Origin of the sequence: Halosimplex halophilum (assembly GCF_004698125.1) — an archaeon.
Lineage (GTDB): Archaea > Halobacteriota > Halobacteria > Halobacteriales > Haloarculaceae > Halosimplex > Halosimplex halophilum.
Window position 1 is genome coordinate 1,043,721 of sequence record NZ_ML214298.1, and the last position, 26,835, is coordinate 1,070,555.

A 26,835-nucleotide genomic window follows, 5' to 3' on the forward strand; every position below is an offset into this window, starting at 1 on the left:
GCGCGAACGGGAACGGCGCGGCTCAGTCGTCCAGCGCCTGCCAGGACAGCCGCGGTTCGCGTGCGGCCCGCACCTGGTCGATCCGCCGGGCCGCGGTCCGCTCGGGCGCCGCCTCCAGGGTCGCGTCGTCCTCGCCGGCGACGGCATCGAACGCCGCGGCGAGGTCGTCGAGCGACTCCCTGGTCTCGGCCTCGGTCGGCTCGGTCATCAGCGCCTCGTCGACGATCTCGGGCCACTTGGTCGTCGGCGGGTGGACGCCGTAGTCGAGCATCCGCTTGGCCGCGTCGGCCGCGTCCTGCTCGCCCGCGCTCGCGACGAACTCGTGGTGGAAGGGGCCGTAGGGCACCTCGTAGTCGATCTGACTCGCGAGGTAGTTGGCGTTCAGCACCGCCCGCGCGCTGGCGTCGGCCAGTCCCTCGTCGCCCAGCCGCGCGATGTAAGCGAACGCGCGCACCAGGACGAGCCAGTTGCCGGCGAACCCGTGGACCTTGCCGATCGACTGCTCCGGTTCGTAGCGCTCGTAGCCGCTCCCGTCGGCCTGTTCGCGCACGTGCGGCGTCGGCAGGAACTCGGCCAGCTCCCCGGTCACGCCGACGGGGCCGGCGCCCGGGCCGCCGCCGCCGTGGGGCGTCGCGAACGTCTTGTGGACGTTGTAGTGCATCACGTCGAACCCCATGTCGCCGGGCCGGGCGCGACCGAGCAGGGCGTTGAGGTTCGCGCCGTCGTAGTACAGCAGCCCGCCCGCGTCGTGGACGATATCGGCGACCTCCTCGATGTCGCGCTCGAAGAGCCCGAGGGTGTTGGGGTTGGTGAGCATCAGCGCCGCGGTGTCGTCGCCCACGGCGGCTTCCAGGGCGTCGATGTCGACGCGGCCGTCCTCGCCGCTGGGGAGTTCGACCACGTCGAACCCCGCCATCGCCGCCGTCGCGAAGTTCGTCCCGTGGGCGCTGTCCGGGATGACGACCTCGGTCCTGTCCTCGCCGTTTTCCTCGTGGTAGGCGGCGGCGATCCGGATGCCGGTGAACTCGCCGGCCGCGCCCGCCGGCGGCTGGAGCGTCACCGCGTCCATCCCGCCGATGCGTCCGAGGTAGTCCTGCAGTGTCGCCCGCAGCTCCAGGGTCCCCTGGACGCTCTCGGCGGAGCGGTCCGGGTGGACGGCGGCGTTCGGGTCCGCAGCCGCCCGCTCGGTGAACTTGGGGTTGTACTTCATCGTACAGGACCCGAGCGGGAACGGCCCGCTGTCGACCCCGTAGTTCATCCCCGAGAGGCGGGTGTAGTGGCGCGCCAGCTCGGGCTCGGCGAGGTCCGGCAGTTCCAGCGAGTCGCGCGTCAGCTCGTCGGGCAGCGGCGAGTCGTCGCCGATCTCGACCTCGGAGGTGCCCTTCTCGGCCAGCAGCGGCTCGTACTCGCCGTCGTCGGTCCAGCGCGCCTGGTCGTACAGCGTCCCCGCCTCGGGGGCGTGGTCCTCCTCGCTCATCTCAGGCCACCTCCGCGACGGCGTCGACGAACCGGTCGACGGCGGGCTCGTTCGCGTCGGTCACGCAGACCTGGACCCGGTGTTCGCCGACGACGTGGACGGCGAACCCCTCCGATTCGAGGTCGCTCGCCACCGCGGCGGCGGGCTGGTCGGTGTGGGCCTGGAACTCCCGGAAGTGATGGCGGTCGTTGACCGGCGCGCGGACGCCCGGCACCTCGTCCAGCCGGGCGGCGAGGTCGCGGGCGAGGGTCACGCAGTCCTCCGCGAGGGTCACGAGACCGTCCGGCCCGAGCGTCGCGGCGTGGATCGCCGTCCGCAGCGCCAGCAGCGCCTGGTTCGTGCAGATGTTGCTCGTCGCCCGCTCCTTCCGGATGTGCTGTTCGCGGGTCTGCAGAGTGAGGGTGAACGCCCGCCGGTCGGTGGCGTCCTCGCCAACCCCGACGAGCCGGCCGGGGACCTGCCGGAGGAACGCCTCGCGGGTGGCGAACAGACCGGCGCCCATCCCGTAGGCGGTGCCGGCGCCGAGCGCGCTCGCCTCGCCGACGACCACGTCGGCACCGACATCGGCGGGCCGCTCCAGCAGCGCCAGCGCGACCGGGTCCGACCCGAGGACGAACAGCGCGTCGTGCTCGTCGGCCAGTTCGCCCACCGCGTCCAGTTCGGGCTCGATGGCACCGCAGATAGTCGGGTTCTCGGCGTAGACCATCGCCGCGTCGTCGTCGAGCGCGTCGGCCAGTCCCTCGGTGTCGACGGTTCCCTCGTCGGTCGGATACGCCTCGACGGAGAGGCCGGGACCGTCGGCGTAGGCTTCCAGCACCTCGCGTTTGCCCTCCCTGAGATGGTCGGGCACCAGGATCCTGTCGCCCGAGACCGGCCGCACCCGCTGGGAGAGCGTCGCGGCCTCGCCCAGCGCCGTCGCGGCGTCGTACATCGAGCAGTTCGCCACGTCCAGCCCCGTCAATTCGACCAGCATCGACTGGTACTCGAAGAGGGCCTGGAGGAAGCCCTGGGCGACCTCGGGCTGGTACTGGGTGTAGGAGGTGAGAAACTCCTGGCGGCTCGCCAGGTCGTCGACCAGCGCCGGGACGTAGTGGTCGTAGTGACCGCGTCCCATGAACTCGGTCAGGTCGTCGTTGCGCCCCAGCGTCCGCTCGACCAGGCGGGCGGCGTCGCGCTCGCTCCGCGCGTCGATGCCGAACTCGCCGTCGGAGCGGACCGGCTCGGGGATGTCGAACAGCGCCTCCATATCGTCGGCGCCGACCGCGTCCAGCATCGCCTCGGTGTCGGCCGCGTCGCCCGGCGCGTACGGGCTCCCGCGCGTCTCTCGTGTCATCGTCGTCCCTCGCGTGTCATAGTAGGCTCCCGTCGGGGATGGACGACCCTATCGGACGCTCGCACATGAGCCTCCCGTTTCGGCGTACCGCAGGTGGTCACCCGTTCCCCAGAGCGACGGCGGTCGCCCGCTACGCGTCCTGCAGCCGTTCCAGCGCCTCGATGCACTCCAGCAGGGCGCGGCCGTTGTGGTAGGCGCCCTTGTACATCGCGCCTTTGCGGCCGACGGGCTCCAGGTCCTCGGTCACGCCGGAGTGCCACTCGCCGACTTCCCTGTCGACGTGGTACTCGTCGACGAAGTCGTAGGTCTCGGCGAACACGTCGGCGTAGCGGTCGTCGCCGGTGAGTTCGTACATCCGGAGCGCGCTGGTCAGCGCCTCCGCCTGGACCCACCACGCCTTGATCCGGCTCGTCGCGGGCTCCTCGAAGGGGCCGTAGAAGTAGAAGCCGCCGTGGTCGTCGTCATAGCCGTACTCCAGCGAGTAGTCCCACAGCGTCTCGTACAGGTCGCGGTAGTAGGAGAGGGGCTGGTCCAGCGCCGTCGCGGCGTCCATCGTCAGCCAGACGTTCTCCACGTCGTGGCCGTAGGAGACGACCCGGTAGTCCTCGTCGTCGAGCAGGGGCTGCCAGTCGGGCGCGTACTTGTCGGTGCAGGCGCCCAGCTTCTTGCGGACGACGGTGTTGGTGTTGATCGTCAGCAGCTCAGAGAGCCGTTTTCCGGCCACGTCGTGGCCGGTGGCCTCGTAGAACGTCGTGAACGCCTCCATGAGGTGGAGGTGGGTGTTCATCAGTTTCGTCGTCGGGTCGAGGTCGGCGTCCACGTCCTCCTTGGGCGACCAGTCCGGTTCGATGTTGTCGAGGTAGGTGCCGCCCTCGGTGATGGGCGTCCAGTCGGGCTCGAAGTACTCGACGTAGCCGCCGTGGTCCTCGTCGTAGGCCTCGGCCTCGAACCGCTCGAACAGGTCGACGGCGGCCTCGCGGGCGGCCTCGTCGTCGCTGGCCCGATAGTACTCCGAGAGGCCGTAGAGGACGAACGACTGGCCGTACATGTGCTTGTTCGGCTTCACCACGTCGCCGTCCCGTTCGACCTCCCAGTAGTAGCCGCCGTGGTCGTCGTCGCGCATCTCCTCGGTGAGGAAGTCGAACCCGCGGTCGGCGGCGTCGAGCAGTTCGTCGCCGTAGCCCGCCCGGTAGAGCCGGGCGGAGAACCAGAGCATCCGCGCCTGGGTGACGACCATCTTGCGGTCGTTGCCGGCGAACTCCCCCTCGGCGTCGTAGCTGGTGAGGAAGCCGCCGTGTTCGGTGTCGACCGCGCGGGGGTACCAGAAGTCGATCACCGTCTCCCGGAGGTTCTCCCGGAGTCGGGGCAGGTACGCCTCGGCGAGTGCGTCGGGGTCCCGTGTCATGGTCCGGGGTTCTCCCGGCCGGCACTTGAACGCTCTCAACGCGGAAGCAAGCGGGTTCGAGTTCCCCGATCCCCACCACCGACGACGGCCGGTGCCGACCCAGCGGGCGGGAACGGCCGACCCCCTTATTTCGGTCCGGTCCCGTGTCCCGGTATGGAAGTCGTCGCGAGCGACGACCCGATGATCGACGCGGAACTGCTGGCCGAGGGACTCGGCGACGACGTGACCGTCACCGTCGCCGAGACGGACTCCGAGGAGGCAGTCCGCGAGGCCGCGAGCGAGGCCGAGGCGCTCGTCGCGAACGTGTCGACGCCGGTGACCGCCGACGTGCTGGACGCGTGCCCGGACCTGCGGATCGTCGCGCGGGCGGGCGTCGGTATCGACACGGTCGACGTGGGCGCCGCCGCCGAGCGCGGCGTGGTCGTGACGAACGTCCCGGAGTACTGCACCGAGGAGGTGGCGACCCACACCGTGGCGCTCGCGCTGGCCGCGCTCCGGTCGCTGGGCCGGTACGACCGCGACGTGAAGTCCGGCGGGTGGGACTGGCGGGCCGGCGGCGAGATCCACCGCCTGTCGGGGCTCACGCTCGGGTTCGTCTCCTACGGCCCCATCGCCCGCCGCGTCCGCGAGCTGGCCGAGGGGTTCGACGCCGACTTCGTCGCCTACGACCCGTACGTCGACGCCGCGGAGATGGCCGCCGACGGCGTCGAGAAGGTCGACTTCGAGGAACTGCTCGACCGGACCGAGCTCCTCTCGGTGAACGCGCCGTTGACCGGGGAGACCCGCGGTCTGGTCGACGGGGCGGCCTTCGAGCGGCTGGCCGACCACGCGGTCGTGGTCAACACCGGGCGCGGCGGCGTCGTCGACGAGGCCGCACTCGCCGACGCGCTCGAACGCGGGGAGGTCGCGGCCGCCGGGCTGGACGTGTTCGCCGAGGAGCCGCCCGAGGGCTCGCCGCTGTTCGAGCGCGACGACGCGGTCCTGACGCCACACGCCGCGTGGTACTCCGAGGAGGCCCGCGCGGACCTCCACGGGACCGTCGCGGCCAACGTCCGGGCGGCGCTGGCCGGCGAGCGGCCGCCCGACCGGATCGACCCCGACCTCGACTGGGTGTGAGACGGGCCGGCGGGCGCGGGCGGGGGGGCCGACGGGCGGTCACCCGCGGTCGCCGGTCGGTCGTCCGACGGTCGCGCCCTACTCCTCGACCTCGATCCGCGTCCCGGGCCGGGCGTCGTCCTCGGAGACGGGAAGACGTACGTTCAGCACGCCGTCGCGGTAGGTGGCCGTGATATCGTCGGCGTCGATCCGCCGCGGGACCGAGACGTGGCGGTTGAACACGCGCGTCTCGCCCTCGTCGGTCCGGTGCTCGGCGGTGACGTGGAGCCGCCCGTCGTGCCAGCGCAGGTCGACGTCGGCGCGGTCGTACCCCGGCAGGTCGACGTACACCTCGTAGGCGCCCTCGTCCCTGAACAGTTCGACCTCGTGGTCCGGGTGGTGTGTCACGGGATTCCCTCCACTTCAGACGACGGCGCCGAGCTATTTCAATCTCCACAGCGATTCCCGTCCGCCGGGAGCGAGTCACCCGTCGCCTCCGCCCGCCGTGGGATCCGTTGACTAACCGGTCAGTCAGTTCGGAACGTTTTTGACTGACCGGTCAGTTAAGATCGCCAATGACCGGCACGACGGACAGCGCCGCGGCGGACGGCTCCACGCCGGAGGCCATCATGGGGGCCACCTACCGCGCGCTGTGCGAACACGGCTACGCGGACCTGACGATGCAGGACATCGCCGACCAGTCGGACAAGAGCAAGGCGTCGCTGCACTACCACTACGACACCAAGGAGGAGCTGCTGCTCGCCTTCCTCGACCACCTCTACGACGCGTTCACCGACGATGTCGGGGAGACCGACGGCGACGACGCCGTCGCGCGGCTCGTGACGTTCGTCGACGAGCTGCTCTGCCCGGCCGAGCGAGCGGACGAGCCCCGGGGCGGATCGGCCCCCGACGACGCCGACGACACGGACGACGGAACCGACGAGTTCGAGGAGTTCCAGACGGCGCTGCTGGAGATCAAGGCTCAGGGACCCTACGTCGAGTCCTACCGCGAGCAACTGGAGCGGGTCGACGCGTTCGTCCGCGGGCGCGTCCGGGATATCGTCGCCGACGGGATCGAGCAAGGGACGGTCCGCGCGGACGTGGACCCCGACGACACCGCCGCCTTCGTCGCGACGCTCGTCGACGGCGTGAACACGCGCCGGGTCGCCCTCGGCGAGACCGACGGGAGCGTCCGCGACACCTTCCTCGCGTACGTCCGCGAGAACCTCGTCGCCCCCGGTGCCGACGTGGCGGTCGACCTCGGCGGCGACGACACCGACGGTGCATCGGCGGGCGACACGGACGGCGACACTCGGGCGGCCGCCACGGGAGGCGACGACTGATGGCCGACTCGCCGCTCGACCGCCTCGTCGCGGGCGTCCGCAGGCGGGTGAACATGGTGTTCAAGGACCGCGAGGAGTTCGACCTCACCTCCGGCGACATCCCCCGGCCACTCTTTTACCTCTCCCTGCCCATCGTCGTCACGAACCTGCTGCAGACGGCGTACAACCTGGTCGACACCATCTGGCTCGGCCAGTACAGCGAGACGGCGCTGGCCGCCATCGGGATGGCGTTCCCGCTCGTCTTCTTCCTCATCTCGCTGGGGCTCGGGATATCGATCGCCGGGAGCATCCTCGTCGCGCAGAACATCGGCGCCGGCGACGAGGACCAGGCGGAGTTCGCCGCCTCCCAGACGGTGACCTTCGCCATCGTCGCGTCGCTGCTTTTGGGCGCGTTCGGCTACCTCAACGTCGGGCGGCTGCTGGCCCTGATCGGCGGGCCCGCCAACGTCGTCGCCGGCGCGACCGGCTACCTGCAGATCATCTCGCTCGGGATGGTGTTCATGTTCGCGTTCTTCGTGTTCATGTCGCTGATGCGCGGCTACGGCGACACGATCACCCCGATGCTGGTCATGTTCGTCACCGTCGTCGTCAACATGGTGCTGGACCCGTTCCTCATCTTCGGCTGGTGGGTCTTCCCCGAGCTCGGCATCGAGGGCGCCGCCTACGCCACCATCTTCTCGCGGGCGCTTGCGACGGTCATCGGCATGGCGATCATGTTCCGGGGCAACCGCGGCGTCCAGATCCACCTCTCGGAGATGTGGCCCGACCTCGGGTACCTGCGGAAGATCCTCCGGGTCGGCGTCCCCGCCTCCATCGAGAACACCGGCAACTCCATCGCCGTCGTGCTCATGCTGACCATCGTCACCCCCTTCGGCGAGACGGTCATCGCCGCCTACACCGTCGGCGTCCGGATGTTCTCGGTCATCTTCCTGCCCGCCATCGCCGTCGGCCGCGGCGTCGAGACGATGGCCGGCCAGAACATCGGCGCCGGCGAGCAGGAGCGGGCCGGCCGCGCGACCAACTTCGCCGCCAAGGCCATGTTCGGCACCCTCGCGGCCGTCGGCGTGCTGACGTGGCTCGGCGCCCCCAACATCGTCGCCATCTTCTCGGACGACCCCGAAGTCGTCGAGATCGGCCGCCTGTTCCTCAGGTACGTCGCTCCGACGTTCGGATTCACCGGTATCTTCCACTCGTACAAGGGCGGGTTCCGCGGCGCCGGCAAGACGCTGACCGCCGCCGCCATCTCGATCACGATGCTCGGGCTCGTGCGCCTCCCGGTCGCCTACTTCGCCTCCGGCGAGATGGGCTACGAGGGCATCTGGCTCGCGTTCGCCGTCTCGAACGTCGCCGGCGCCGCCATCGCCTTCGCGTGGTACTCTCGGGGTACCTGGCGCGACGCCTCGCTCACCGACACCGCCCCCGGCGTCGGCCCCTCGCCCGACCCCGAGGCCGAACCCGCCACCGACGACTGACGACGCCCGTCGCGGGCTTCCAGGCCTCGCGCGGACCCAAACAGTCTTGGTAGACGACCGGTAAACTATCCGAGACGTACCGCGCGGGCGCGGCGACCGACCACATGGCCGAAGACACCGACGAAGCGAGCCGAGCGGGGACCGGAGCCGACGGGAGCGGCCGCGACGGCGACGACCGCGACGGCGGTCGTCACCCGGGCGAGAGACCCGGGCGCGAAGACCCGCTCGTGGCCGTCGTCGCCGACCCCGACCGCGGCGGCGAGCGGCTGCCGCAGCTGCTCGGCGCGCTCGACGCCGACGACCGCTCCCAGCGGCTGCGGGCGGCGCTCGCGCTCTGTCTCGCCGTCGAGGCGGACCCGGACCTGCTCGACCCCGTCGTCCGCCGGCTGGTCGACCGGCTCGACGGCGACCCGCCCGTCGAGGTGCCCCACGCGCTCGACTACCTCGCGGGCCGCCGGCCAAGAGCCGTCGACGAGGCCGTCACCGACCTCGACGAGGAGCGGGAACTGCGCGCACGCGAGCACCTCTACCGGTCCGGCGGGGGGTTCGCCCGCAGCGAGTACCTCTCGCCGTCCCCCGGCGACCGCGGCGTCGGCCGGACCCGCGCGGCGGGCGCCGAGGGCGACCGCACCGGCGGCCAGCGCGTCTACACCGACCGCTCGCCCGGCGCCGACTTCGACCCCTCCACGCTCGCCGAGGGCGGCGACGGAACCGAAGACGACGGCGGAGACGCGGACGGTACCGACGGGGGGAGCGGCGACGACCGACGGGAGCTGACGCGGGGGCGGCTGGCGCTCGTGACGCGCCGGCTCTCGGCGGTGATCGAGCGGAGCCGCTTCGACGACCTGTCGGTGCGCTCGGACCGGGCCGAGTGGCGGTTCGGCGACCGCTACCGCGCCGTCGGGACCGTCGCCGACGAGGAGGCGCCGCTCGCGCTGGTCGTCTTCCGGGTGCCCGACGACGACCGGGCGGCGTTCGCCCGCGCGCTCCGGGACGCCCTCGACGCCTGGGCCGGCGTCGACGACCACGACTCGGTACTGAGCGTCCACGACTGGGGCCTGCGACCGCGGCCGTGGGCCGCGCTCGAACACACCGGGACCGCGCTGGCCGACCGCGACGGCGAGGCGCTCGACCCGCAGGAGGCCGTCGCGAGCACCGTCGAGATCGCCGGCGCCGTCGCCCACGCCCACCAGCGCGGCGTCGTCCACGGCGCGCTCGACCCCGCGACCGTCGCCTACCCCGGCGCCCGGCTCACCGAGCGCGAGCGCCAGCGCCCGCGCGTGACCGCCGTCGGCCTCGCACGCGTCTACGCCGACCACCTCGGCCTCCCGGAGGTCGTCGACCCCCGCTACGCCGCGCCGGAGCACTACTCCGGTCGCTTCGGCAGCGTCGACCACGCGACCGACGTGTACGCGCTCGGGACCCTGCTCTATCGGCTCGTCACCGGCGAGCCGCCCTACGACGGTTCCATCGAGGAGATCCGCGCGGGCGTGTGTTCCGACCGGACGCCGGTCCCCGGCGAGGTCGACCCCGACCTCCCCGGCGGGCTCGACCAGGTGGTCCGCAAGGCGACGGCGACGGGGAAGCTCACCAGGTACGAGACGGTCACGGCGTTCCGGCGGGAGCTGCAGGGGGTGGTCGGGGATGGCCGGTGACGTCGAGTTCGGCCTCTACCTCCTCGCCGACGACCCCAGCCTCACCTTCGTCGCCTTCGTCGGGCTCGTCCTCCTGACGGTCATCGCCGCCCGGTTCGGCGCCTACGCCTACCTGAACATGCGCGCCACCGGCGTCGACGCCCAGCGGGTCCTCTGGGAGTACCTGCTGTACGTCGGCCTCGTCGCCGCGCTGTACGGCGTCGTCGGCGTCCTCGAGATCGTCTCCTCGGTCCGCACCCCCTACAGGACCGGCCTCATGCTCGCCGTCGTCCTCCTGCTCGCGCTCGCCGTCCGGGAGGTCTACTTCAACGCCGCGCTCTCGACGACCGGCGCCGACCGCGTGTTCCCGGGGCGGCGCCTCGTCGAAGTCGCCTTCGTCGCCGTCGTCGCCGCCGTCGTCTTCGGGGTCGCCGTCTTCGGCCTCCGCCGGCCGCTGCTGGCGCTCCAGGGCGTCGGCGCGCTGGCCTTCGCCGGCTACGGCTTCTGGTTCGGCCGCAAGCAGACCGCCGCCGCGATGGTCCAGGGCACGATGATCGACTCGCTGCTGCGCCACCTCCTGCCGGTCCTCGCGTTCGCCACGCTCGTCCCCGCCGTCGACCTGGCTACCGTCGCCGGCCTCGACCGCGTCGTCGTCGTGCACGTCCAGGTCGTCTTCGTCATCATGACCGCCACCGCCCTCATGACCGCCACCATCAAACTCCGACAGAACCTCGCGGGTCTGTGACTGCCAGTGGATTGCCGAATCGGCGCGCGCTGGAGCGCGCGTTCATGCGCGCGACCGTAGCCGCGCGAGGGATGAGCACCGCACGCCGCAGGCGCGCGGAGCGCAAGAGGCTGGGGAGGCGTGAGGCCCCCTGCGGTGCTGTGCGGGGCGGTCGCGGTGCCGTGCGGTTCTGGTGGACTGAACGGGCGAGGCGCGCTCGCGTGCAGTTCAGTCGTCTGAGCGACCCGTATCCGAAGCGGCCCTTGGGCCGCGAGGATATGTCGCTCAGCGACCGCGAGCGCGCCGAGGGCTTTCATCGCTAACTGTTTCCCGCGGTTGACCCTCCAGCTAGCGGGCGCGCCGAGGGCTTTCAGCGCCTGCCGTCGCATGCAGTCGATCCGGGTCACAGCGAGCGCGTCGAGAGAACCCAGCGCCGGCCAGCACCCACTCGAACCACGTCGACTCGAAAGAACGAAAGCCGAGATCCGCCACATGACACACCATGGACGAGTACGCGCACGTCGTCAACGTCGACGGGGTGGTCGCGAGAGCGCGCGGCGACGGAAATGGATCCGAGGACGGAGACGAACCCGCGGACGGGACCGGCGCACTCGACGACCGGACCACGGAGTACCTGTTCGTCGAGCGGAGCGAAGCCGAGGACCACGCGGCCGGGCTTCTGGGGCTGCCGGGCGGGAAACTCGAACCCGAACCCGGCGTCGACCACGCGATCGAGAGTACGGTCAGACGCGAGATCGCGGAGGAGGTCGGCGTCACCGTCGGCGAGGTCGCGTACGTCTGCAGCGGGACCTTCGAGACGGACACCGGCCACCAGTGTCTGAACGTCGTCACGCGCTGCGAGTACGACGGCGGCGAGGCCCGCGTTCGCGACCCCGAGGAGGTCGCGGCGGTCCACTGGCTCACGCTGGACGAACTCCGGGCTCGCGAGGACGTGCCGGCGTTCACCGAGACGTACGTCGAGCGCGCCGCGGCGGTCCGCGGATCGGACTGACTCGGCGGCCGGGCGGCCCGCTCACAGCCGCTCGCGGTCGACGCGGACCCGCTCGAACTCCTCGACGGCGAGCCAGCCGCCCCACACCGCGAAGGCGGCCGCCCCGAACAGTTCCGGGATGGCGATCCCCGGCGGGAACCACGGGAACAGGAACCACCAGGTCCACGAGACGACGTGCAGGACGCCGAGCAACACTAGCACGAGCCCGCGGAGTTCCCGGCCGGCGGCGTAGTCGCCGCCGCCCCACAGGAACACGGCGAGCGTCAGGAACAGGAAGAAGGGGACGGCGACCAGCCCGTGCAGCGGGTGCGGCAGCGGGAACACGCCCACGAACGCCATGAACAGCATGGCGAGCAGGGCGAAGATGCCGCCGGCCTTCCGGATCGGGTGGTCGGTGTCGGCGAGCACGGCGACGACGAAGCCGGCGCCGAGCGCGCCGCCGACGAGGAGGGCACCGTTGAAGATCGGCGCCGTCGGGACGCCGCGCGCGCCCAGATCCGAGAGGGCGTAGTACAGCGGCGAGAACCACGGCGCCGCGGCCATCGCGTAGACGACGCCGCCGAACGCGACGAGGACGGCCGCGAGCCCGACGGCGGGCGGGACCAGCGGACGGAGGGGGTCGTAGTCGGCCATACCGCGCGCTGGGTCCGCCCCCACGAAAAAAGACGGGGTCGACGACGTTCTGTTTATATTGTGAGTCGAGTAGTTATTTCTGGTTGTTCTGGTGCGGAAGAAACGAGCACGACAGCGACCGCAGTGGACAGCAGGCGGTGAAAGCCCTCGGCGCGTTCGCTAGCAGTCGTATCTACCGCACCCGACGGTAAGCGCTGAAAGCCCTCGGCGCGCTCGCGGTCGCTGAGCGGGATATCCGCGCTCTCGGCACCGCCCGCGCGGATAGTGGCCCGCTCAGGCGACGCCCGGCGCGAGCGCGCCTCGCCCTTTCAGTCCGCCAGGAACAGCACAGCACCACAGACAGCCACGAGCCTCCCCAGCCGATTCGCTCCTATCGTCGCTCATCCCTCGCGCGGCTATTTCGAGCGGCCCGCCAGGAGGCGGGCACGCTCACGGCAGAGCCGTTCGCATCGAGGCGCTCCGAAGTCGCGCCTCGCACCGCTCGACAGCGCACGCCGACCGCACCGCGACCGCTCACTACAACAGCCGTCACCTGCACTGAGCATCCGCGCGCCTGCGGCGCGCGGTTCGACCGCCGGAGCGGGGCGAAGCCCCGCGGAGGCGGCCTTTTTCACCCATGTTTTTGCCGCCCGGGTTCCCCGCAGCGCGCCTCCGGCGCGCGAGGAAACCCGGGCGGGAAAAAGATGGTTAGAAACTGTCTTTGATCTTCTCGAAGAAGCCCTGGCCCACGTCGACCTCCTCGCCGCCGGCCTCGGCGAAGGCTTCGAGGGCTTCCCTCTGTTCGCTGTTGAGGTCGTCGGGGGTGACGACCTGGACCTGGACGTAGAGGTCGCCGTCGCCCCGGCGGCGCAGGCGGGGCATCCCCTTGCCGGAGAGGCGGAAGGTCTCGCCGCTCTGGGTGCCGGCGGGCACGTCGAGTTCGACGGCGCCGTCGAGCGTCGAGATCTCGATAGTGTCGCCGAAGACCGCCTGCGGGAAGGAGATGGGCTCCTGGCGGTGCAGGTCCGCGCCGTCGCGCTCGAAGTCGGGGTGATCCCGAACGGAGACTTCGATGAGGAGGTCGCCCTTGGGGCCGCCGCGCTCGCCGGGGGCGCCCTCGCGCTCCATGCGGAGGGTCTGGCCGTCCTCGATGCCGGCGGGCACCTCGACGGAGAGGGAGGCGTCCTCGCGGACGACGCCGTCGCCGCGGCAGGTCGAACAGGTCTCCTCGTAGACGGTGCCCTCGCCCTCGCAGTGGCGGCAGGTCTGCCGTTGCTGGACGCGGCCCATCGGCGTCTGCTGGGTGGTCGTGGTCTGCCCGCGGCCGTTGCACTCGGGACACTGCCGGGAGTCGGTGCCCGGCGGGTGGCCCTTCCCGTTGCAGTCCGGACAGGTGTCCGGCCGGGTGACGTTGAGCTCCTTCTCGACGCCGTGGTAGGCGTCTTCGAGGTCGATCTCCAGGGTGGTTCGCAGGTCCCGACCCTGGCGGGGGCGATTGGAGTCGCCGCGACCCCCGCCACCGCCGAAGAACGTCTCGAAGATGTCGGACATGTCGCCGAAGGGGCCCTGGCCGCCTCCGCCGCCCATGCCGCCCATACCGCCCATTCCCCCCATGCCGCCGGCGCCGGCGCCGCCGTTGTCGGTGGCACCGTGCTTGTCGGCCTCGACGTAGCGGTCGTGGCCGAGCTGGTCGTACATCTGGCGCTGTTCCTCGTCGGTGAGGACCTCCTTGGCCTTCTTGACCTTCTTGAACTTCTCCTCGGCGTCGTCCTCGTCGCTCACGTCGGGGTGGTACTCCCGGGCTTTCTCCCGGTAGGCCTGCTGGATCTCCTCCTCGCTGGCGTCCCGGGAGACCCCCAGCACCTCGTAGAAGTCCTCGCTCATCGCTTGTGCCGGTGTAGACGATTGAGGTACTTCAATAGAACGGGTCTGGGATCGCGGCGGCCGAGGGGCGGACGACCGCGGCCGCCGGTCCGACCCGGGCGCCCGTCGGGGTCGTCGGTCCGGACGCCCGGGCGGTCACGGGCGAGCCTGCGGGCTATCGGCGGGCGGTCAGCCGCCGTCGGTCGCGGTGTCGGTCGGGGTACCCGTGGCGGTGTCGGTGCCGTTGTCCCCCTCGTCGTCGGCGAGCCACCAGTCCTCGTTATCGAGCAGGTCGTCCTCCTCGTCCTCGCCGACCGGGCTGAAGTTGATCGTCGTGAGCCACCCCTCCGTGTCGAACAGCGTGAACTCGGGGTCGATCGTGAACACCTCCGGCTGGACCGTGCCGTCGTCGGCGGTGTCGCCCGCGTCGTCGACGACGTAGCCGGCCTCCTCGTCGTACTCGGGGAGCTCGGCCTCCTCGGCGACGAAGATGGTCGCCCGCTCGCCGGTCCCGAGGTAGCGGATCATCCGCGTGTTGTAGTCCGACCAGACGTTGTCGCGGACCTCCTCGACGTTCGGGACCCACTCTATCACCGGCGACGTGACGACGAAGTCCGCTCTCGGGCGCACGCTGTCGGTGAACAGGATCGCCTTCTGGGACTCCTGCACTCCGGCGTCGTCGCCGTCGTCGTCGTCCTGTGCCGCCGCGACGCCCGCGCCGGACGCGGCGGCGGTGCCCGCGGCCGCGAGCGCGCTCTTTTTCATCACTGATCGGCGCGATTCCTCCGGGGTGTCGAACGGCAGGACGGAGTCGTCTGTCATCGTGTGTCCCCGTGCGTCGGTTGCGGAGCCACGCTGAACAGTCCGGAGCCTGCCATCGAAACGGACACGCCGCCGTCGCCGGGGCGCTCACGCGCCGACGACAGGCGGAGTGGGGAGAGCGTCCACGCCCGCCGTTCGCGGCCGCGTTGCGGCCGCTACCGCGCGATAGTCGACTCCTCTCGCCGTCCGCCCGGCTTGCAAGTTCCGCGGCGGCGGTTCGTCCCGCGGTCGACAGCTCGCCGCTCAGTCGCGGAACGGCGGCGAGTCGAACGCCGCGCCGCAGCCGTCGCACGCCGCGACGACCGCGCCGCCGTCGTCGAGCGCGAGCGTCAGCGCGTCCCTCCCGCAGTCCGGGCACGGCGCCGGGACGCGCTCGGCGCCGCAGGCGGGACACCGGAACGACAGCGCGTCGCCCGCGGCGTCGAGGGCGAAGTCAGCCTCGCCGCAGTCGGGACAGCGGACGGGCACGCGAACGTCGGTGGTCTCCCTCGGCGCGCCGATAGCGAGCGCGACCAGGTCGTCGTCGCCGCGGTTGTCCCCCGACTGGTACTCGCCGGGGGCGAACCGGACCGCCTCGCCCGCGGGGACGGTGACTACCCGGCCGCTCCGGGCGGTATTCGACCCGCCCGGGTCGTCGGGATCCCGACCGGGGAGCGTCTCGAACGTCGCGGTGCCGTCGAGGACGACGAACACCTCCTCCTGGTCGGCGTGGGTGTGGAGCCCGCTCGGGAACCCCTCGCCGGGCGGGATCCGGTAGCGGTTGATCGCGACGCCGTCGGTGGCCAGCGGGTCGGAGAGCCCGCGGCGGTCGACGCCGGCGGTCGGTCCGTCGGTCGGCTCGTCGAACGCGACGCGTTCCATGTCGGCCACTCGCGGCCGAGCGAGAAATCTCTGTGGGCGCCAGGGGGCGACCCGACCGCCGACCGCGCTCACACACCGAGCCACTCGTCATTGCGGACCTCGTAGCCGTTCGACCGACAGAACTTCGCTGCCCGCCGCCGCACGTCCCGGGACCCCGGGAGTCTCTCTTTCTCGCGGATGCGCTCGACGATCCAGTCGGCGACGACCGGGATCCCCTCGTCGTCGTCGACGGCGTCGATGGCTCTGAGCTCCCGGAAGGTCCGCTCGTACCCCTCGTACTGGGAACTCCCGAACTCGACGCCCCGGAGTTCGTCGGCCGCCTCGACGATCCGTCGCATCGCCGCGGCGACCGTCGGGCGCTGGACGCGCGCGCGGACCGCCTCGGGCGAGTCGTACGCCTCGCGCTCGGACCGCGGGAGCAGCTCCGCCAGGTCGTGGGTCTCCCCCTCGGACTCGACGGTGTGGTAGCCGACCGCCTCGACGAGCTCCAGCCCCGTCGCCGGGAACGTCACCGCGTCGAGCTCGGTTTCGAGGTCCGCCAGTTCGCGCTCGTCGACCGGCGGTTCGGTCTCGTCGCCGCGTTCGAGCTCCTCCAGCATCGCCCGCGTTCGCTGTCGGTTCGCCTCGTCCCGGGCCTGCTTGTCTCTCCCCGCTCTGTCGTCTGGCATCCCGTGAATTTGGAGTCGGGCGCGGATAACCCTGTGGTCGGCACGGTCCGGCCGGCGTCGCCCCGCGGTCGAACCGTTCGGTCGACGCCCCCACGTGTCCGTTCGGTTTCAAAAACGGGCTTCAGCGAACGCCTTTACCGACGGCGACCGAGATGTGTGGTATGGCAACGGAGTCCACGGACGGGCCGGACGGCTACGAGGCGGCGGCCGACCTCGACGCGCTCCGCGAGGACGGGCGGGCGGTGACGACGGTCGGCGGTCACAGCATCGCGCTCTTCCACCACGAAGGGGAGGTGTACGGGGTGGACAACCGCTGTCCGCACATGGGGTTTCCCCTGTCGAAGGGGACCGTCGAGGACGGGCTGCTGACGTGTCACTGGCACCACGCGCGGTTCGAGCTGTCCTGCGGGGACACGTTCGACATCTGGGCCGACGACGTGCAGACGTTCCCGACGGCGGTCCGCGAGGGCACGGTGTACGTCGACCCCGACCCCGAGACGGACGTGGCACCGGAGGTCCACTGGCGCAACCGACTCGTCGACGGCATGGCCGAGAACCTCTCGCTCGTGCTCGCCAAGAGCGCGATCCACCTCGACGGCCTCGGCGAGGGGTTCGCGACCCCGCTGGAGACGGCGGTCGACTTCGGGACGAAGTACCGCGCCGACGGCTGGGGGCGCGGGCTGACCACGCTGGGCGCGATGGCGAACCTCTACGACGAGGTCGACCACGACGAGAAACAGCGGGCGATGTTCGTCGGCGTCCGCGAGGTGGCGAGCAACTGCGCGGGCGAGCCCCCCAGGTTCGACCAGTACGCGCTGGACAACGAGGACCTCTCGAAGGACCGCCTGAAGTCGTGGTTCCGCGAGACCTGCGAGGTCCGCGACGCGGACGGCGCGGAGCGCTGCCTGCGGGCGGCGACCGCCACGCTCCCGCCCGAGGACCTCGCCGAGATCCTCGTCGCCGCCGCGACCGACCACCTCTACATGAACAGCAGCCACACGGTCGACTTCATCAACAAAGCGTTCGAGACGCTCGACCACGTCGGCTGGGAGAAGGCGCCGGACGTGCTGGCGGCGACGGTCGACACGATCACCGACGGCTCCCGCGCCGAGGAGACGAGTTCCTGGCGCCAGCCGGTCGACGTGGCCGAACTCTGTTTCGACGCCGACGGCGACATCGCCGAGCTCTCGGCGGCGGGCGCCGGGGAGTCCTGGGAGCGGCCCGACGACTTCGTCGACCGGCTGCTCGGCGACGATCCCCACGCCATCGACGAGGCGCTCCGGGACGCGGTCCGGAACGGTGCGACGACCGAGCAACTGGCCCACGCGGTCGCCGTGGCGGCGCTCCGGCGGGTCGCGCACTTCGCGACCAGCAACGAGTTCGGCGACTGGAACACGGTCCATCACACCTTCTCGTTCGCCAACGCGGTCGAGCGGCTCGCGGGCCGCACCGACGCCGACGACCTGTATCGCGCGTGCTGGCAGGGGGCCATGTCGGTCTACCTGGACCGCTTCCTCAACCAGCCGAAGGCGCCGCTCCCCGAGGTCGGCGCCGGCGAGGGCGACGACCCCGCGGAGTTGCGCGAGCGGCTGCTGGAGACCTTCGACGAGCAGGGTCGCGTCGACGAGGCCGGGCGGATCGTCTCCCGCCACTTCGACGCCGGCGGCGATCCCGACCGGCTGAAGCGGACGATGGCCGAGGGGCTCCTGCGGGAGGACGCCGGCTTCCACACCCTCCAGAACGTCGAGGGCGGGTTCGCGCAGTTCGAGAGCGCCGAGAGCGACCGCGAGCGGCGGCTGGCGCTGATCGCCCCCGCGAGGTACATGGCCGCGCACTTCCCGACCCGACGGGAGGCCGAGCAGACGTTCACCATCGCCGAGCGGCTGTATCGGGGCGAGAACATCCACGAGGCGGCGGACGACTGACGACGGCGATCGACCCGCGCCCCGCCGGTCGGTTCCGGCCTTGAGATCGCCTGCAGTAGCCTGATTTCGGCCACGGGCCCAGGTGTGTGTGTGAGTTTACACGCCCGCAGGTCCGCGCGCGGACGGCCGGCCGACGACAGGGCAGCGAGTCCGCGGCGAGCACGCGGATGAGCTTCCTCACGGTACTCCCGCTCGCGGTCGTGATGGTCGCCGGACCGCAGTTCCTCAGCGCCGTCTTCCTGGCGACGAGTCGCGACTGGCGGCGCAACTCCGCGCTGTTCGTCTCCGGGGCGGCGGTCTCCATCTCGGCGGTGGTCGCGCTGACCTACCTCCTCGGCGGCGTGTCAGCGGTCGGGGGCGAGGGGTCGAACGGCCCGCTCTCGACGGTGGTGGTCGTGCTGATCGTCGCGGCGATGATATCCACGTTCCTCGGGCGCGCGGAGTCCGAGCCGCCGAAGTGGATGGGGAAACTGGAGCGGGCCTCCCCGCGCTTTTCCTTCCGGCTCGGCTTTCTCCTGCTCGGCGTGTTCCCGACCGACATCGTCACGTCGGTCGCCGTCGGGTCCTATCTCGCCGCGAACGACCTCCCGCTGGTCGACGCCGCCCCGTTCGTCGCGCTTACGCTGCTGTTGCTCGCGCTTCCCTCCCTCGCGGTGGCGCTGCTCGGCGCTCGCGCCGAGACGTTGCTCCCCCGCGTCCGCGACTGGATGCACGACAGCGCCTGGGTCGTCAACGAGGTCGTCCTCGCGTTCTTCCTCGTGTTGGTGCTCACCTGACCGTCGATAGCTGCGCTGTTCCCGCCTCCTCGCGAGGAGCGGTCGTCCACGAGCGCCGAGTACCTGAGTCGCGGCGGGGCGGTCCATCGGGGAGCGGACGACCGGGTCTCAACCGCGCCGCGTGGCCGCGAAGAGACCGGCCAGGAGCGCGACCGAGGCGGCCGCGACGCCGAATCCGGGACCGTCGCCGGACGTGGCCGCCGTCGCGGTGCGGCCGGCGGTCGCCGTTCCGGTGGTGTCCGCGGTGGTCGGCGTCGCAGTCGACGTGCCAGCCTTCGTGCCCGCCCCCGTCCGCGTGGCCGTCTTCGGAGTCGTCGGCGGCTCGGGCGGCGCGGTCGCCGCCGGGGTTGCCGTCTGTGTCGCGGTGGGTCTCGCTGTCGCTGTCCCGGTGGCGGTCGGCTCGGCCGTCGCGGTCGGCGTGGGCGTCGGAGTGACCGTGGTCACGCCGGCGCCGTCGACCCCGAACTCGACGGAGAGTTCGCCGTACTCCGTCTTCGGCACGTCGGCGGTCGTCGTGAACTCGGTGTCCGGCGGGCGGCCGTACTCGCCGTCGCCGTCGGCGTCCCAGAGGAGTTCCAGGTCCACCGATCCGCCCGGTGATCCGTCGAGCCCCTCGAACGCGACGGTCTGCTCGCTTCGCCCCTCCGGGACGACCGCCTCGCGGCTGTAGTACTCGCCTCCGCTCCTGAGGTCGACGACGAACAGCGCCCCGTCGGGGACGCGGATCGACGCGTTCACGCGCAGCGTCCACGAGTCCGCGCCCGACTCGACGGCCGTCGCCGCGAGGTCCGACCAGCGCGGCTCCGGCCCGACGACGACGCGGCGCTCCCAGACCGTCCTGTTCCCGTTCGTCACCCGGAGGGTGAACCGCTCGCGGTCGGCCGTCGAGAGGCCGGTCAGCCACGCGTCGAACTCCGACCGCGAGCGCTCGGGGTCGGCGGCCGCGGAGGCGTTCGCGGTCGTGGTCACGGTGTCGTCGGCCAGCACCGTCCCGTTCGACCCGACCGCCGCGACCTCGACGGTCCGCCCGGGCAGGAGGTTCGTGTACCCCGACAGTATCGCCTCGTCGGCGCCCGCGTCGATCCGGGCCGGCCCCCGCCCGCTCGTCCGGAGGCCCGCCGTCGGCGAGTCGACGGTCGCGTCCGGGCCGACGAAGGCGAAGTTGTCTTCGAGCGGCGGCCCCTCCGGGCGTTCGAGCGTCACCTCGAAGTCGTCCCAGTCGGGGAACGACGGGAACCGCTCGTCGCTGTCCCGTTCGGTCACCACGATGTCGCTCGTGTCGACGACCGCGTACGTCGTCGCGGTCCGGCGGTCCCGGACGACGCGCGTCTCGCTCCGTTCGAGCGCGATCTCGTAGGGCCGGCGGTTCGGTCCCACGAGCGCCCGGACCGTCAGGTTCGTCCGCGACTCCTCCAGCGCGGCGAAGAACCGCTCGGTCGCGGTCGCGCCGTCGGCGGCCGCGACCGACTCGTTCAGCGCCTCGGACCGGATCCGGACCACGAGCGTATCGCCGTAGACGACGGTGTCGTCGTAGCCGGGTTCGGTGAGCGTCCCGTTCGATCGCAGCGCGCGAACGTCGCCCGCGTCGGCGATCCGGTCGTCGACGGACCCGTTCGCGGCGAGCACTGTGAGGTTCGCGCCGGACTGGCCGCCGTCGGCCGCGACACCGCCGGCGACGGCGGCGCCCGCCAGTCCCACGAGCACCAGCGCGGCGAGCGCTGTCCGGTTCGCGGTCGGTGAGCGGAGGGCCATATCGCGGCGTGTCGGCCGAGCGAAATAAATGCCTTCTGTCCGGCGAGCGCCCCGCCGACCCCCGACAGCTAACTACCCGGCGCGAGTGGTTGTCGGCAATGACGAGGGGTCCCGGACTGGTCGGCGACGAGCGCGGCGGCGTCGAGCGGTGGGTCGTCTGGCTGGTCGCCGTCGCGGTCGTCGCCGGGCTCGTCGGCTCGGTCGTCTACCTCGGCGACGAACTCCGCCGCGACAGCCCCGGCGCCGACTTCTCCGTGGCGTTCGACGCCGAAGCCGGATCGGTGACCGTCGAACACGCCGGCGGCGATTCGATCTCCGATCGGACGACCGAGCGGCTGTCCGTCGTCGTCCTCGACAGTTCGGCCGGGACGAGCGCGGAAGTGGTGTGGGTCGGCGACTCGCCCGGCGCGACCAAACGGGGGGTGGGGTATCCGGTCGCTCCCGGCGACTCGCTGACGGTCGACGACCCCAGCGTGGACGCCGACGGCGACGGGAACTACCTGGACGCCGAGCGGAGCGTGGGGTTCTACCTGGAGTCCGGGGACAGCGTTCGGGTGGTGTGGACCGGCTCGATGCGCGGGACGAGACAGTCGGTGACGCTCGCGAACGCAACGCTGGAGTGAGCGGGTTCGTCTTCGGTGTCTCTGAGAGGACTGCACTCTGCGGTGAGCGCTGAAAGCCCTCGGCGCGCTCGCTCTGAATCGGATCGACCGCACTCGACAGCAGGCGTTGAAAGCCCTCGGCGCGCTCGCGGTCGCTGAGCGGGATATCCGCGCTCTCCGCACCGCCCGCTCACGGCACAGCCGTTCGCTTCGAGGCGCTGCGCGCCTCGCACCGCGCGGATAGTGCCCGCTCAGACGACTGGATAAACGCGAGCGCGCCTCGCCCTTTCAGTCCACCAGGGACCGCGACCGCACGGTGTGGCACCGCGCCCGCCCCGCACAGCACCGCAACGGGCCACGAGCCTCCCCAGCCGATTCGCGACACGCGAGTCGCGAATCCCTCGCACGGCTCGGTCGCGCGCACGAGAGCGCGCGACAGCGCGCGCCGTTCGGAAGGTCGTCGTTCTGGGCCGTTCAGACGCCCTTCCGCATCAGGTGGCTGCGGAGCACGTCGTTCTCCTTGGTGCCGGCGACGGGGTTGACGAGCACGACCACGTCGTCGCTCCCGAGGTGGCCGCCGTCGGCGAGTTCTTGCGCGGCGGCGGCGCCGACGCCGCCGGTCGCGCTGGCCTCGATACCCTCGGCGTTGAGCTGGACCGCCGCCTCGAGCGCGTCGTCGTCGTCCGCGCCGACCGCCCAGCCGCCGGTGTCGCGGACGGCCTCCAGGGCGAGCGCGCCGCCGGCGGGGTCCGGGACCTCCAGCGAGCCGACGAGCGTGTCCGGGCGCTCCCACGCCTCGGTGTCGTCGTCGCCCGCGTCGTCGGCGGCGACGACCGGCGCGCAGTTCTCGGGCTGTGCGACGTGCAGGGCGGGTGCGTCGTCGACGAGCCCCGCGGCCTGCAACTGCTCGGCGGCGAGGTGGCTGCCGACGACGCCGAGGCCGTGACCGGTTGGGTGGACGACGGCGTCGGGGACCTCCCAGTCGAGTTGCTCGACGACCTCGAACAGGAGCGTCTTGGCGCCCTCGTGGCGGTAGGGGGTGTCGAACGGCGCCAGCGAGTGCCAGTCGGTGTTGTCGTCGCTCATCGCGCCCTCGAAGGCGTCGACGGCGTCCGGGTAGCGGCCCTCGACGACGCTCATGTCGCCGCCGTGGACGTTGGTCATCGCCTTGGCGACGAACGTCGAGCGCGTCGGGACGAACGCCTCCGACTTCAGTCCCGCGCGGGCGGCGTAGGCGGCGGCGCTCTGGCCCGCGTCGCCCGTGGTCGGGAGCGCGACTTTCTCCGCGCCGTGGTCGCGGGCGGCGGTCACGGCGAGGGCTGTCCCGCGGTCGGCGGTCGTCCCGGTCGGGTTCGCGCCCTCGTCTTTGACGTAGACGGCGCCGACGCCGAGTGCCTCGGCGAACTCCGGCGCGGGGATCAGCGGCGTCGTCCCCTCGTCGAGCGTCACGAGCGAGTCGGCGGGGAACGGCAGGAGGTCGGAAAAGCGAGCGATGCCGTCGAACCGCGCCGCGCCGAGCGATTCGCGGGTCACCTCGGCGGCGTCGGCGTCGTAGCTCGCGCGGAGGACGCCGCCGCAGTCGGGACAGCGCCGCGGGGCCGCCGCGGGGTCGTGGGTCGCCGCGCAGTCGGCGCAGACGAGGCCGTCGAGCGACGTGGTCGTGTCCATACCCGGAGCGCGGGATGCCATCGACTAAGCACTGTCCGTTCGCGGCCGCTGGGGCGGCGAACGGGTTCGGGGCTCGGCAGGAGGCCCCTCCGCGAGCGGACGGAGACAGGGGGCGTTTAGTGGGTCGGGCCGAAGGGACCGGTATGAGCGAGGTCGTCATCGTCGGCGGCGGACTGGCGGGCCTGGTCGCGGCGCGGCGCCTGGCCCGGGACGAGGCGGACGTGACGCTGTTCGAACGCCGCGCGGAACTCGGGGGACGGGTCCGCTCGCGCGAGGTCGACGGCTTCACCCTCGACCGCGGGTTCCAGGTCCTCTTTTCGGCCTACCCGGCCGTCCGCGAGGAACTCGATCTGGGCGCCCTCGATCTCCGCACGTTCGCCCCCGGGGCGACCATCGCCCGCCCGGACCACCGCTCGACGCTCGCCGACCCGTTCCGCGCGCCGCTGGCCGCCGTCGAGTCGGCGATGAACCCAGACGTGACCCTGCTGGACAAGCTCCGCGTGCTCAGGCTCCGCCGTGAACTCGGCAACGCCGACCCCGACGAGCTCCTCGACGGCCCGACCGAGAGCATCCGCGAGTACCTCGACGGGAAGGGGTTCTCCGAGAAGTTCGTCGAGAACTTCGCCGCGCCGTTCTACGGCGGTATCACGCTCGACCGCTCGCTGTCGACCGACGCCGGCGTCTTCCGCTACACCTTCTCGATGCTCTCGCGCGGGAAGACCGCCGTCCCCGCCGACGGCATGGGCGCGATCCCGCGGCAACTCGCCGCCCGCGCCCGCGAGGCCGGTGTGTCCATCCGGACCGGCACCGAGGTCACCGCGGTCGAAGGAGCGGCCGGCGACGGGGCTACGGGGGAGGGGGGTACCGGTAAGGCGACCGTCGAGACCGGGGGCGAGACGGTCGACGCCGACGCCGTCGTGGTCGCGACCGACCCGCGGACGGCCCGCCAGCTGACCGGCGTCGAGTCGATCCCGACCGACGCGCGGGGCTGTGTCACCCAGTACTTCCGGACGCGCGAACACCGCTCGCTCGACACCGGCCACCGGCTCGTCCTCAACGCGGTCGACAGCTGTCCCAACACCGTCGCGCCCCTCTCGACGGTCGCGCCGGAGTACGCCCCCGACGGCCACGCCCTCCTCTCGGCGACGACGCTCGGCGTCCCCGACCGGAGCGACGAGGAACTCGCCACGGCGGTCCGCGACGCCCTGGTCACCTGGTACCCCGAACACCGCTTCGACGACCTCGAACTGCTCGCGACCGACCGCGTCGAGTTCGCCCAGTTCGACCAGCCGCCGGGCTTCCGCGACGGCCTCCCCGCAGCCGACGCCCCCGAGGGCCCGGTCTACCTCGCCGGCGACTACACGGAGTGGTCCTCCATCCAGGGCGCGCTGGAGAGCGGCCGGGCCGCAGCCGAGGCGGTCTCGGACGACATCTGAGCCGCCGCCGTCCGGAACTTCTCGTGGGTCTCCGGCATCACCCGGCGTGCGACCGAATGCCTAAGTCCTCCCCCGCCCCACTCTCACCCGTGAACGCGCTCGACCGCCTGGGGCCCGCCTGGACGACGGCCGGGGCGACGCTGGCCAGTTACGGCCTGATCCTCCTGCTGCTGTTCGCGGTGCTGTTCGTCGTCCCGTTCCTCGTTTACTCGCAGGTACTGGCCTGACTGGATCGGTCGGTTCGACGACGATCGCCGGGCGGCGGCTCAGTCCTCGCCGGTCGTCGCGCTCATCCCGTGTCCGTACACCGAGATGGCGACGAAGAAATCTTCCGACGAGTCGTCGGCTTCGACCCAGACGCCGATGGCTCCGCCGTGGTCGGCCGACGCCCGGACGTACAGCAGGCCAGTCGCGCTCGACTCGTCCAGTGGCGCCGCCGTGTCGCCCGGTTCGATCGACAGCTCGTAGCTCTCACGCCACTCGTAGTCGGACTCCGGGACCGTCCCCTCCGCCGCGGCCGCCTCGAAGTCGTCGCGGAAGGAGTCCGGCCGCTCGTCGAAGGGGTCGACCGGACCGACCTCCCAGACCCGAAGGTCGACGCTCCGGGTCTCGTCGCTCTCGTTCTCGACGGCGTAGGGCGGTCGGTCGTCGGAGTCGCCGCCGCCCACGAGCGAGCACCCGGCCATCGTGACCGCTGCGGGGACGGCCGCGAGCAGGCCGCGCCGCGTCGCGTCCATCAGTCGACGATGTCGGCGATCCGGCGGGGCTCGCCCGACAGCGCGGGGTCGCTCTCGACGAGCTTCAGCACCTCGTGGTCCGTGACCTCCGGGTAGGACTTCTGGGTCGCGTCCTCGATGAGCGACTTCTCCAGGCGGAAGTCGTGGCCCTCGTACACCACGTCGACCCCCTGCTCGTCGAACGAAAGTACGGTCATGCTCGCCGGTAGGCCGTCGGCGGATAAATATCTGGAGATCCGCGCCGTTCCGTGGGAGCCGCCCGCCGGCCACGCGCCGGCCGAGCCGACGACCGTCGGCGCCGTCAGACGCGCGTCAGACGCCCGTCGTGCGCGGTGTGAGGGTTTATTACGACCGAAATCGCTATATCGGGTGTGCCGATCCGCTCGGACCCGCTCGACGAACTCGCGATCCCCGACGGGACCACGGTCGAGGAGCACGACCTGGTGACCGACGGGGACGTGATCGTCGGCGGGCAGAGCACCGTCGAGTTCGGCGTCCGCGGCGACGACGTGATGGCGGGCGAGCGGGTCACCTTCGAGGGCCACATCGAGGCCGCGGGCGACTGCCGGCTGGACATGTGGAGCGAGGTCGAGGAGGACGTGCTCGTCGGCGGCGACGCCTACCTCGGCGAGCGGACCCGGGTCGGCGGCGAGCTCAAGGTCGCCGGCAACGTCGACATCGGCGACGACGTGGACATCGAGGAGAGCTTCGAGGCCAGCGGCCACATCGTCATCCGCAACCCGATGCCGACGGTGGTCTTCCTCGTCGTCTACCTCTCGCAGCTGCTGCGCATCGGCGAGGAGGAGGCCGCCGAGGACCTCGCCTCCCAGCTCGTCGACGCCGAGGACGACGAGGACCAGCCGGTCGTCATCCCGCGCGGCGCGCGGGTCAGCGACGACGCCTGGCGCGTCTCGACGCCGGCCACCGTCGGCGACGGCTGCCGGCTCCACGGCAACGTCCGCGCCGAGTCGCTCGACGTGGGCGAGGACAACACGATCTTCGGCAGCCTCCGCGCCCGCGGCGACGTGGTCGTCGGCGCCGACACCGAGATCAAGGGCGACGTGACCACCCGCGGCGGCGACGTGTTCGTCGCGAAGGGCGCGACCGTCTGGGGCGACATCTCCGCCGAGGACGTGGAGCTCCACGAACACGCCGTCGTCGAGGGGAAGATCCGCGTCAGCGGCGAACTCACGCAGGTCCGCGACGCGCTCGGGCCGGCGCCCGCCGACGACGAGGAAGCCCCGGCCGGCGACGAGACCAACGACGAGGAAGCGGCGACCGACGACGGAGCGGACGAACGGACCGACGCCGACGCGGACGACGACCCGCCGGAGCCCGACGACGGTACCGACGCCGACGGGGCCGACGAGGACACGGACACCGTCGACGACGCCGAACCTGGCGACGACGAAGCCGGTTCCGGCGACGAAGCCGGGACCGACTCGGACGAGGACCCGCCGGCGGTCGAGAGTCGCGAGGCCGTCGAGGCGGAACTGGACGGCGTCGTCCCGATGATGGGCGGCGACGCGGACCACAGCGAGAACGGCCACGACGAGGACGCCGAGATCGCTCCCGACGCGGACTGACCGCGGCGGGGTGGCCGGACCGAAAGCGGCTT

General features: G+C 71.8%; 25 protein-coding genes. 12 read left to right on the forward strand and 13 right to left on the reverse strand.

What is annotated here, in order from left to right:
* Positions 1-22: 22 nt before the first annotated feature.
* The 3 genes from gcvPB to E3328_RS16115 form a co-directional block, all read right to left on the reverse strand.
* Positions 23-1,477 carry an aminomethyl-transferring glycine dehydrogenase subunit GcvPB gene (gene gcvPB / locus E3328_RS16105; RefSeq protein ID WP_135365630.1) on the reverse strand — a complete coding sequence of 485 codons (1,455 nt, stop codon included), beginning with the start codon at positions 1,475-1,477 and terminating at the stop codon, positions 23-25.
* A gap of 1 nt (position 1,478) precedes the next feature.
* Positions 1,479-2,810 (reverse strand): aminomethyl-transferring glycine dehydrogenase subunit GcvPA, encoded by a 1,332-nt coding sequence (gene gcvPA / locus E3328_RS16110; protein WP_135365631.1) that lies wholly within the window; start codon positions 2,808-2,810, stop codon positions 1,479-1,481.
* A 130-nt stretch (positions 2,811-2,940) separates the two neighbouring features.
* Positions 2,941-4,215, reverse strand: a complete 1,275-nt coding sequence (locus tag E3328_RS16115; RefSeq protein ID WP_135365632.1) for an AGE family epimerase/isomerase — start codon at positions 4,213-4,215, stop codon at positions 2,941-2,943.
* 153 nt (positions 4,216-4,368) lie between these two features.
* Here E3328_RS16115 and E3328_RS16120 point away from each other — a divergent pair, with 153 nt between their 5' ends.
* On the forward strand, positions 4,369-5,331 hold the full coding sequence (locus E3328_RS16120; RefSeq protein WP_135365633.1) for a C-terminal binding protein: 963 nt from the start codon (positions 4,369-4,371) through the stop codon (positions 5,329-5,331).
* A gap of 78 nt (positions 5,332-5,409) precedes the next feature.
* Here the strand turns inward: E3328_RS16120 and E3328_RS16125 are convergent, their stop codons facing one another.
* Positions 5,410-5,718 carry an Hsp20/alpha crystallin family protein gene (locus E3328_RS16125; RefSeq protein WP_135365634.1) on the reverse strand — a complete coding sequence of 103 codons (309 nt, stop codon included), beginning with the start codon at positions 5,716-5,718 and terminating at the stop codon, positions 5,410-5,412.
* 167 nt (positions 5,719-5,885) lie between these two features.
* On the opposite strand from E3328_RS16125, the gene E3328_RS16130 reads away from it, so the two are divergent.
* The 5 genes from E3328_RS16130 (at position 5,886) to E3328_RS16150 (ending at position 11,495) form a co-directional block, all read left to right on the forward strand.
* A complete protein-coding gene (locus E3328_RS16130) occupies positions 5,886-6,653 on the forward strand; it encodes a TetR/AcrR family transcriptional regulator (RefSeq protein WP_135365635.1) in 768 nt (255 codons plus the stop codon).
* Positions 6,653-8,125: an MATE family efflux transporter gene (locus E3328_RS16135; protein WP_135365636.1), complete on the forward strand. Its 1,473-nt coding sequence runs from the start codon at positions 6,653-6,655 to the stop codon at positions 8,123-8,125. The genes E3328_RS16130 and E3328_RS16135 overlap by 1 nt, the downstream gene beginning before the upstream one ends.
* Positions 8,126-8,229: 104 nt before the next feature.
* On the forward strand, positions 8,230-9,780 hold the full coding sequence (locus E3328_RS16140) for a protein kinase domain-containing protein (protein ID WP_135365637.1): 1,551 nt from the start codon (positions 8,230-8,232) through the stop codon (positions 9,778-9,780).
* A complete protein-coding gene (locus E3328_RS16145) occupies positions 9,770-10,504 on the forward strand; it encodes a hypothetical protein (RefSeq protein WP_135365638.1) in 735 nt (244 codons plus the stop codon). The genes E3328_RS16140 and E3328_RS16145 overlap by 11 nt, the downstream gene beginning before the upstream one ends.
* Before the next feature lie 481 nt (positions 10,505-10,985).
* Positions 10,986-11,495: an NUDIX domain-containing protein gene (locus E3328_RS16150; RefSeq protein WP_135365639.1), complete on the forward strand. Its 510-nt coding sequence runs from the start codon at positions 10,986-10,988 to the stop codon at positions 11,493-11,495.
* 21 nt (positions 11,496-11,516) lie between these two features.
* On the opposite strand, the gene E3328_RS16155 is transcribed toward E3328_RS16150, so the two are convergent.
* The 5 genes from E3328_RS16155 to E3328_RS16175 form a co-directional block, all read right to left on the reverse strand.
* Positions 11,517-12,128, reverse strand: a complete 612-nt coding sequence (locus tag E3328_RS16155) for a DUF998 domain-containing protein (protein ID WP_135365640.1) — start codon at positions 12,126-12,128, stop codon at positions 11,517-11,519.
* 687 nt (positions 12,129-12,815) lie between these two features.
* Positions 12,816-13,991: a molecular chaperone DnaJ gene (gene dnaJ, locus E3328_RS16160; RefSeq protein WP_135365641.1), complete on the reverse strand. Its 1,176-nt coding sequence runs from the start codon at positions 13,989-13,991 to the stop codon at positions 12,816-12,818.
* A gap of 168 nt (positions 13,992-14,159) precedes the next feature.
* The gene (locus E3328_RS16165; RefSeq protein WP_135365642.1) at positions 14,160-14,792 is read right to left on the reverse strand and encodes a hypothetical protein; all 633 of its coding nucleotides are present in this window, start codon (positions 14,790-14,792) and stop codon (positions 14,160-14,162) included.
* Between the two features lie 243 nt (positions 14,793-15,035).
* Positions 15,036-15,653, reverse strand: coding sequence for a cupin domain-containing protein (locus E3328_RS16170; RefSeq protein ID WP_135365643.1), 618 nt, complete (start codon positions 15,651-15,653; stop codon positions 15,036-15,038).
* A 68-nt stretch (positions 15,654-15,721) separates the two neighbouring features.
* A complete protein-coding gene (locus E3328_RS16175) occupies positions 15,722-16,321 on the reverse strand; it encodes a DUF5789 family protein (RefSeq protein ID WP_135365644.1) in 600 nt (199 codons plus the stop codon).
* A 161-nt stretch (positions 16,322-16,482) separates the two neighbouring features.
* On the opposite strand from E3328_RS16175, the gene E3328_RS16180 reads away from it, so the two are divergent.
* Both E3328_RS16180 and E3328_RS16185 read left to right on the forward strand, forming a co-directional pair.
* Complete coding sequence (locus E3328_RS16180; RefSeq protein WP_135365645.1) at positions 16,483-18,246, forward strand: Rieske (2Fe-2S) protein; 1,764 nt, start codon at positions 16,483-16,485, stop codon at positions 18,244-18,246.
* Positions 18,247-18,413: 167 nt separating this feature from the next.
* The gene (locus tag E3328_RS16185) at positions 18,414-19,022 is read left to right on the forward strand and encodes a GAP family protein (protein ID WP_135365646.1); all 609 of its coding nucleotides are present in this window, start codon (positions 18,414-18,416) and stop codon (positions 19,020-19,022) included.
* Positions 19,023-19,130: 108 nt separating this feature from the next.
* Here the strand turns inward: E3328_RS16185 and E3328_RS16190 are convergent, their stop codons facing one another.
* Positions 19,131-20,774, reverse strand: coding sequence for a PGF-CTERM sorting domain-containing protein (locus tag E3328_RS16190; RefSeq protein ID WP_135365647.1), 1,644 nt, complete (start codon positions 20,772-20,774; stop codon positions 19,131-19,133).
* Positions 20,775-20,872: 98 nt separating this feature from the next.
* Between E3328_RS16190 and E3328_RS16195 the strand changes: the two genes are divergently transcribed.
* Positions 20,873-21,397 (forward strand): type IV pilin domain-containing protein, encoded by a 525-nt coding sequence (locus E3328_RS16195; protein WP_135365648.1) that lies wholly within the window; start codon positions 20,873-20,875, stop codon positions 21,395-21,397.
* A 453-nt stretch (positions 21,398-21,850) separates the two neighbouring features.
* Here the strand turns inward: E3328_RS16195 and E3328_RS16200 are convergent, their stop codons facing one another.
* Entirely contained in the window at positions 21,851-23,044 is a 1,194-nt protein-coding gene (locus E3328_RS16200) for a threonine synthase (protein ID WP_135365649.1), read from the reverse strand.
* Between the two features lie 14 nt (positions 23,045-23,058).
* Between E3328_RS16200 and E3328_RS16205 the strand changes: the two genes are divergently transcribed.
* Together E3328_RS16205 and E3328_RS22130 are read left to right on the forward strand one after the other, a co-directional pair.
* On the forward strand, positions 23,059-24,480 hold the full coding sequence (locus tag E3328_RS16205) for an NAD(P)/FAD-dependent oxidoreductase (protein ID WP_281275802.1): 1,422 nt from the start codon (positions 23,059-23,061) through the stop codon (positions 24,478-24,480).
* Positions 24,481-24,569: 89 nt separating this feature from the next.
* Positions 24,570-24,707, forward strand: a complete 138-nt coding sequence (locus E3328_RS22130; RefSeq protein ID WP_167837381.1) for a hypothetical protein — start codon at positions 24,570-24,572, stop codon at positions 24,705-24,707.
* A gap of 39 nt (positions 24,708-24,746) precedes the next feature.
* On the opposite strand, the gene E3328_RS16210 is transcribed toward E3328_RS22130, so the two are convergent.
* Both E3328_RS16210 and E3328_RS16215 read right to left on the reverse strand, forming a co-directional pair.
* Positions 24,747-25,217 (reverse strand): hypothetical protein, encoded by a 471-nt coding sequence (locus E3328_RS16210; protein ID WP_135365651.1) that lies wholly within the window; start codon positions 25,215-25,217, stop codon positions 24,747-24,749.
* Positions 25,217-25,414: a DUF5800 family protein gene (locus E3328_RS16215; RefSeq protein ID WP_135365652.1), complete on the reverse strand. Its 198-nt coding sequence runs from the start codon at positions 25,412-25,414 to the stop codon at positions 25,217-25,219. Before E3328_RS16215 ends, E3328_RS16210 begins: the two co-directional genes overlap by 1 nt.
* A 174-nt stretch (positions 25,415-25,588) precedes the next feature.
* Here E3328_RS16215 and E3328_RS16220 point away from each other — a divergent pair, with 174 nt between their 5' ends.
* On the forward strand, positions 25,589-26,803 hold the full coding sequence (locus E3328_RS16220) for a polymer-forming cytoskeletal protein (protein ID WP_135365653.1): 1,215 nt from the start codon (positions 25,589-25,591) through the stop codon (positions 26,801-26,803).
* The last annotated feature ends 32 nt before the right edge of the window (positions 26,804-26,835 follow it).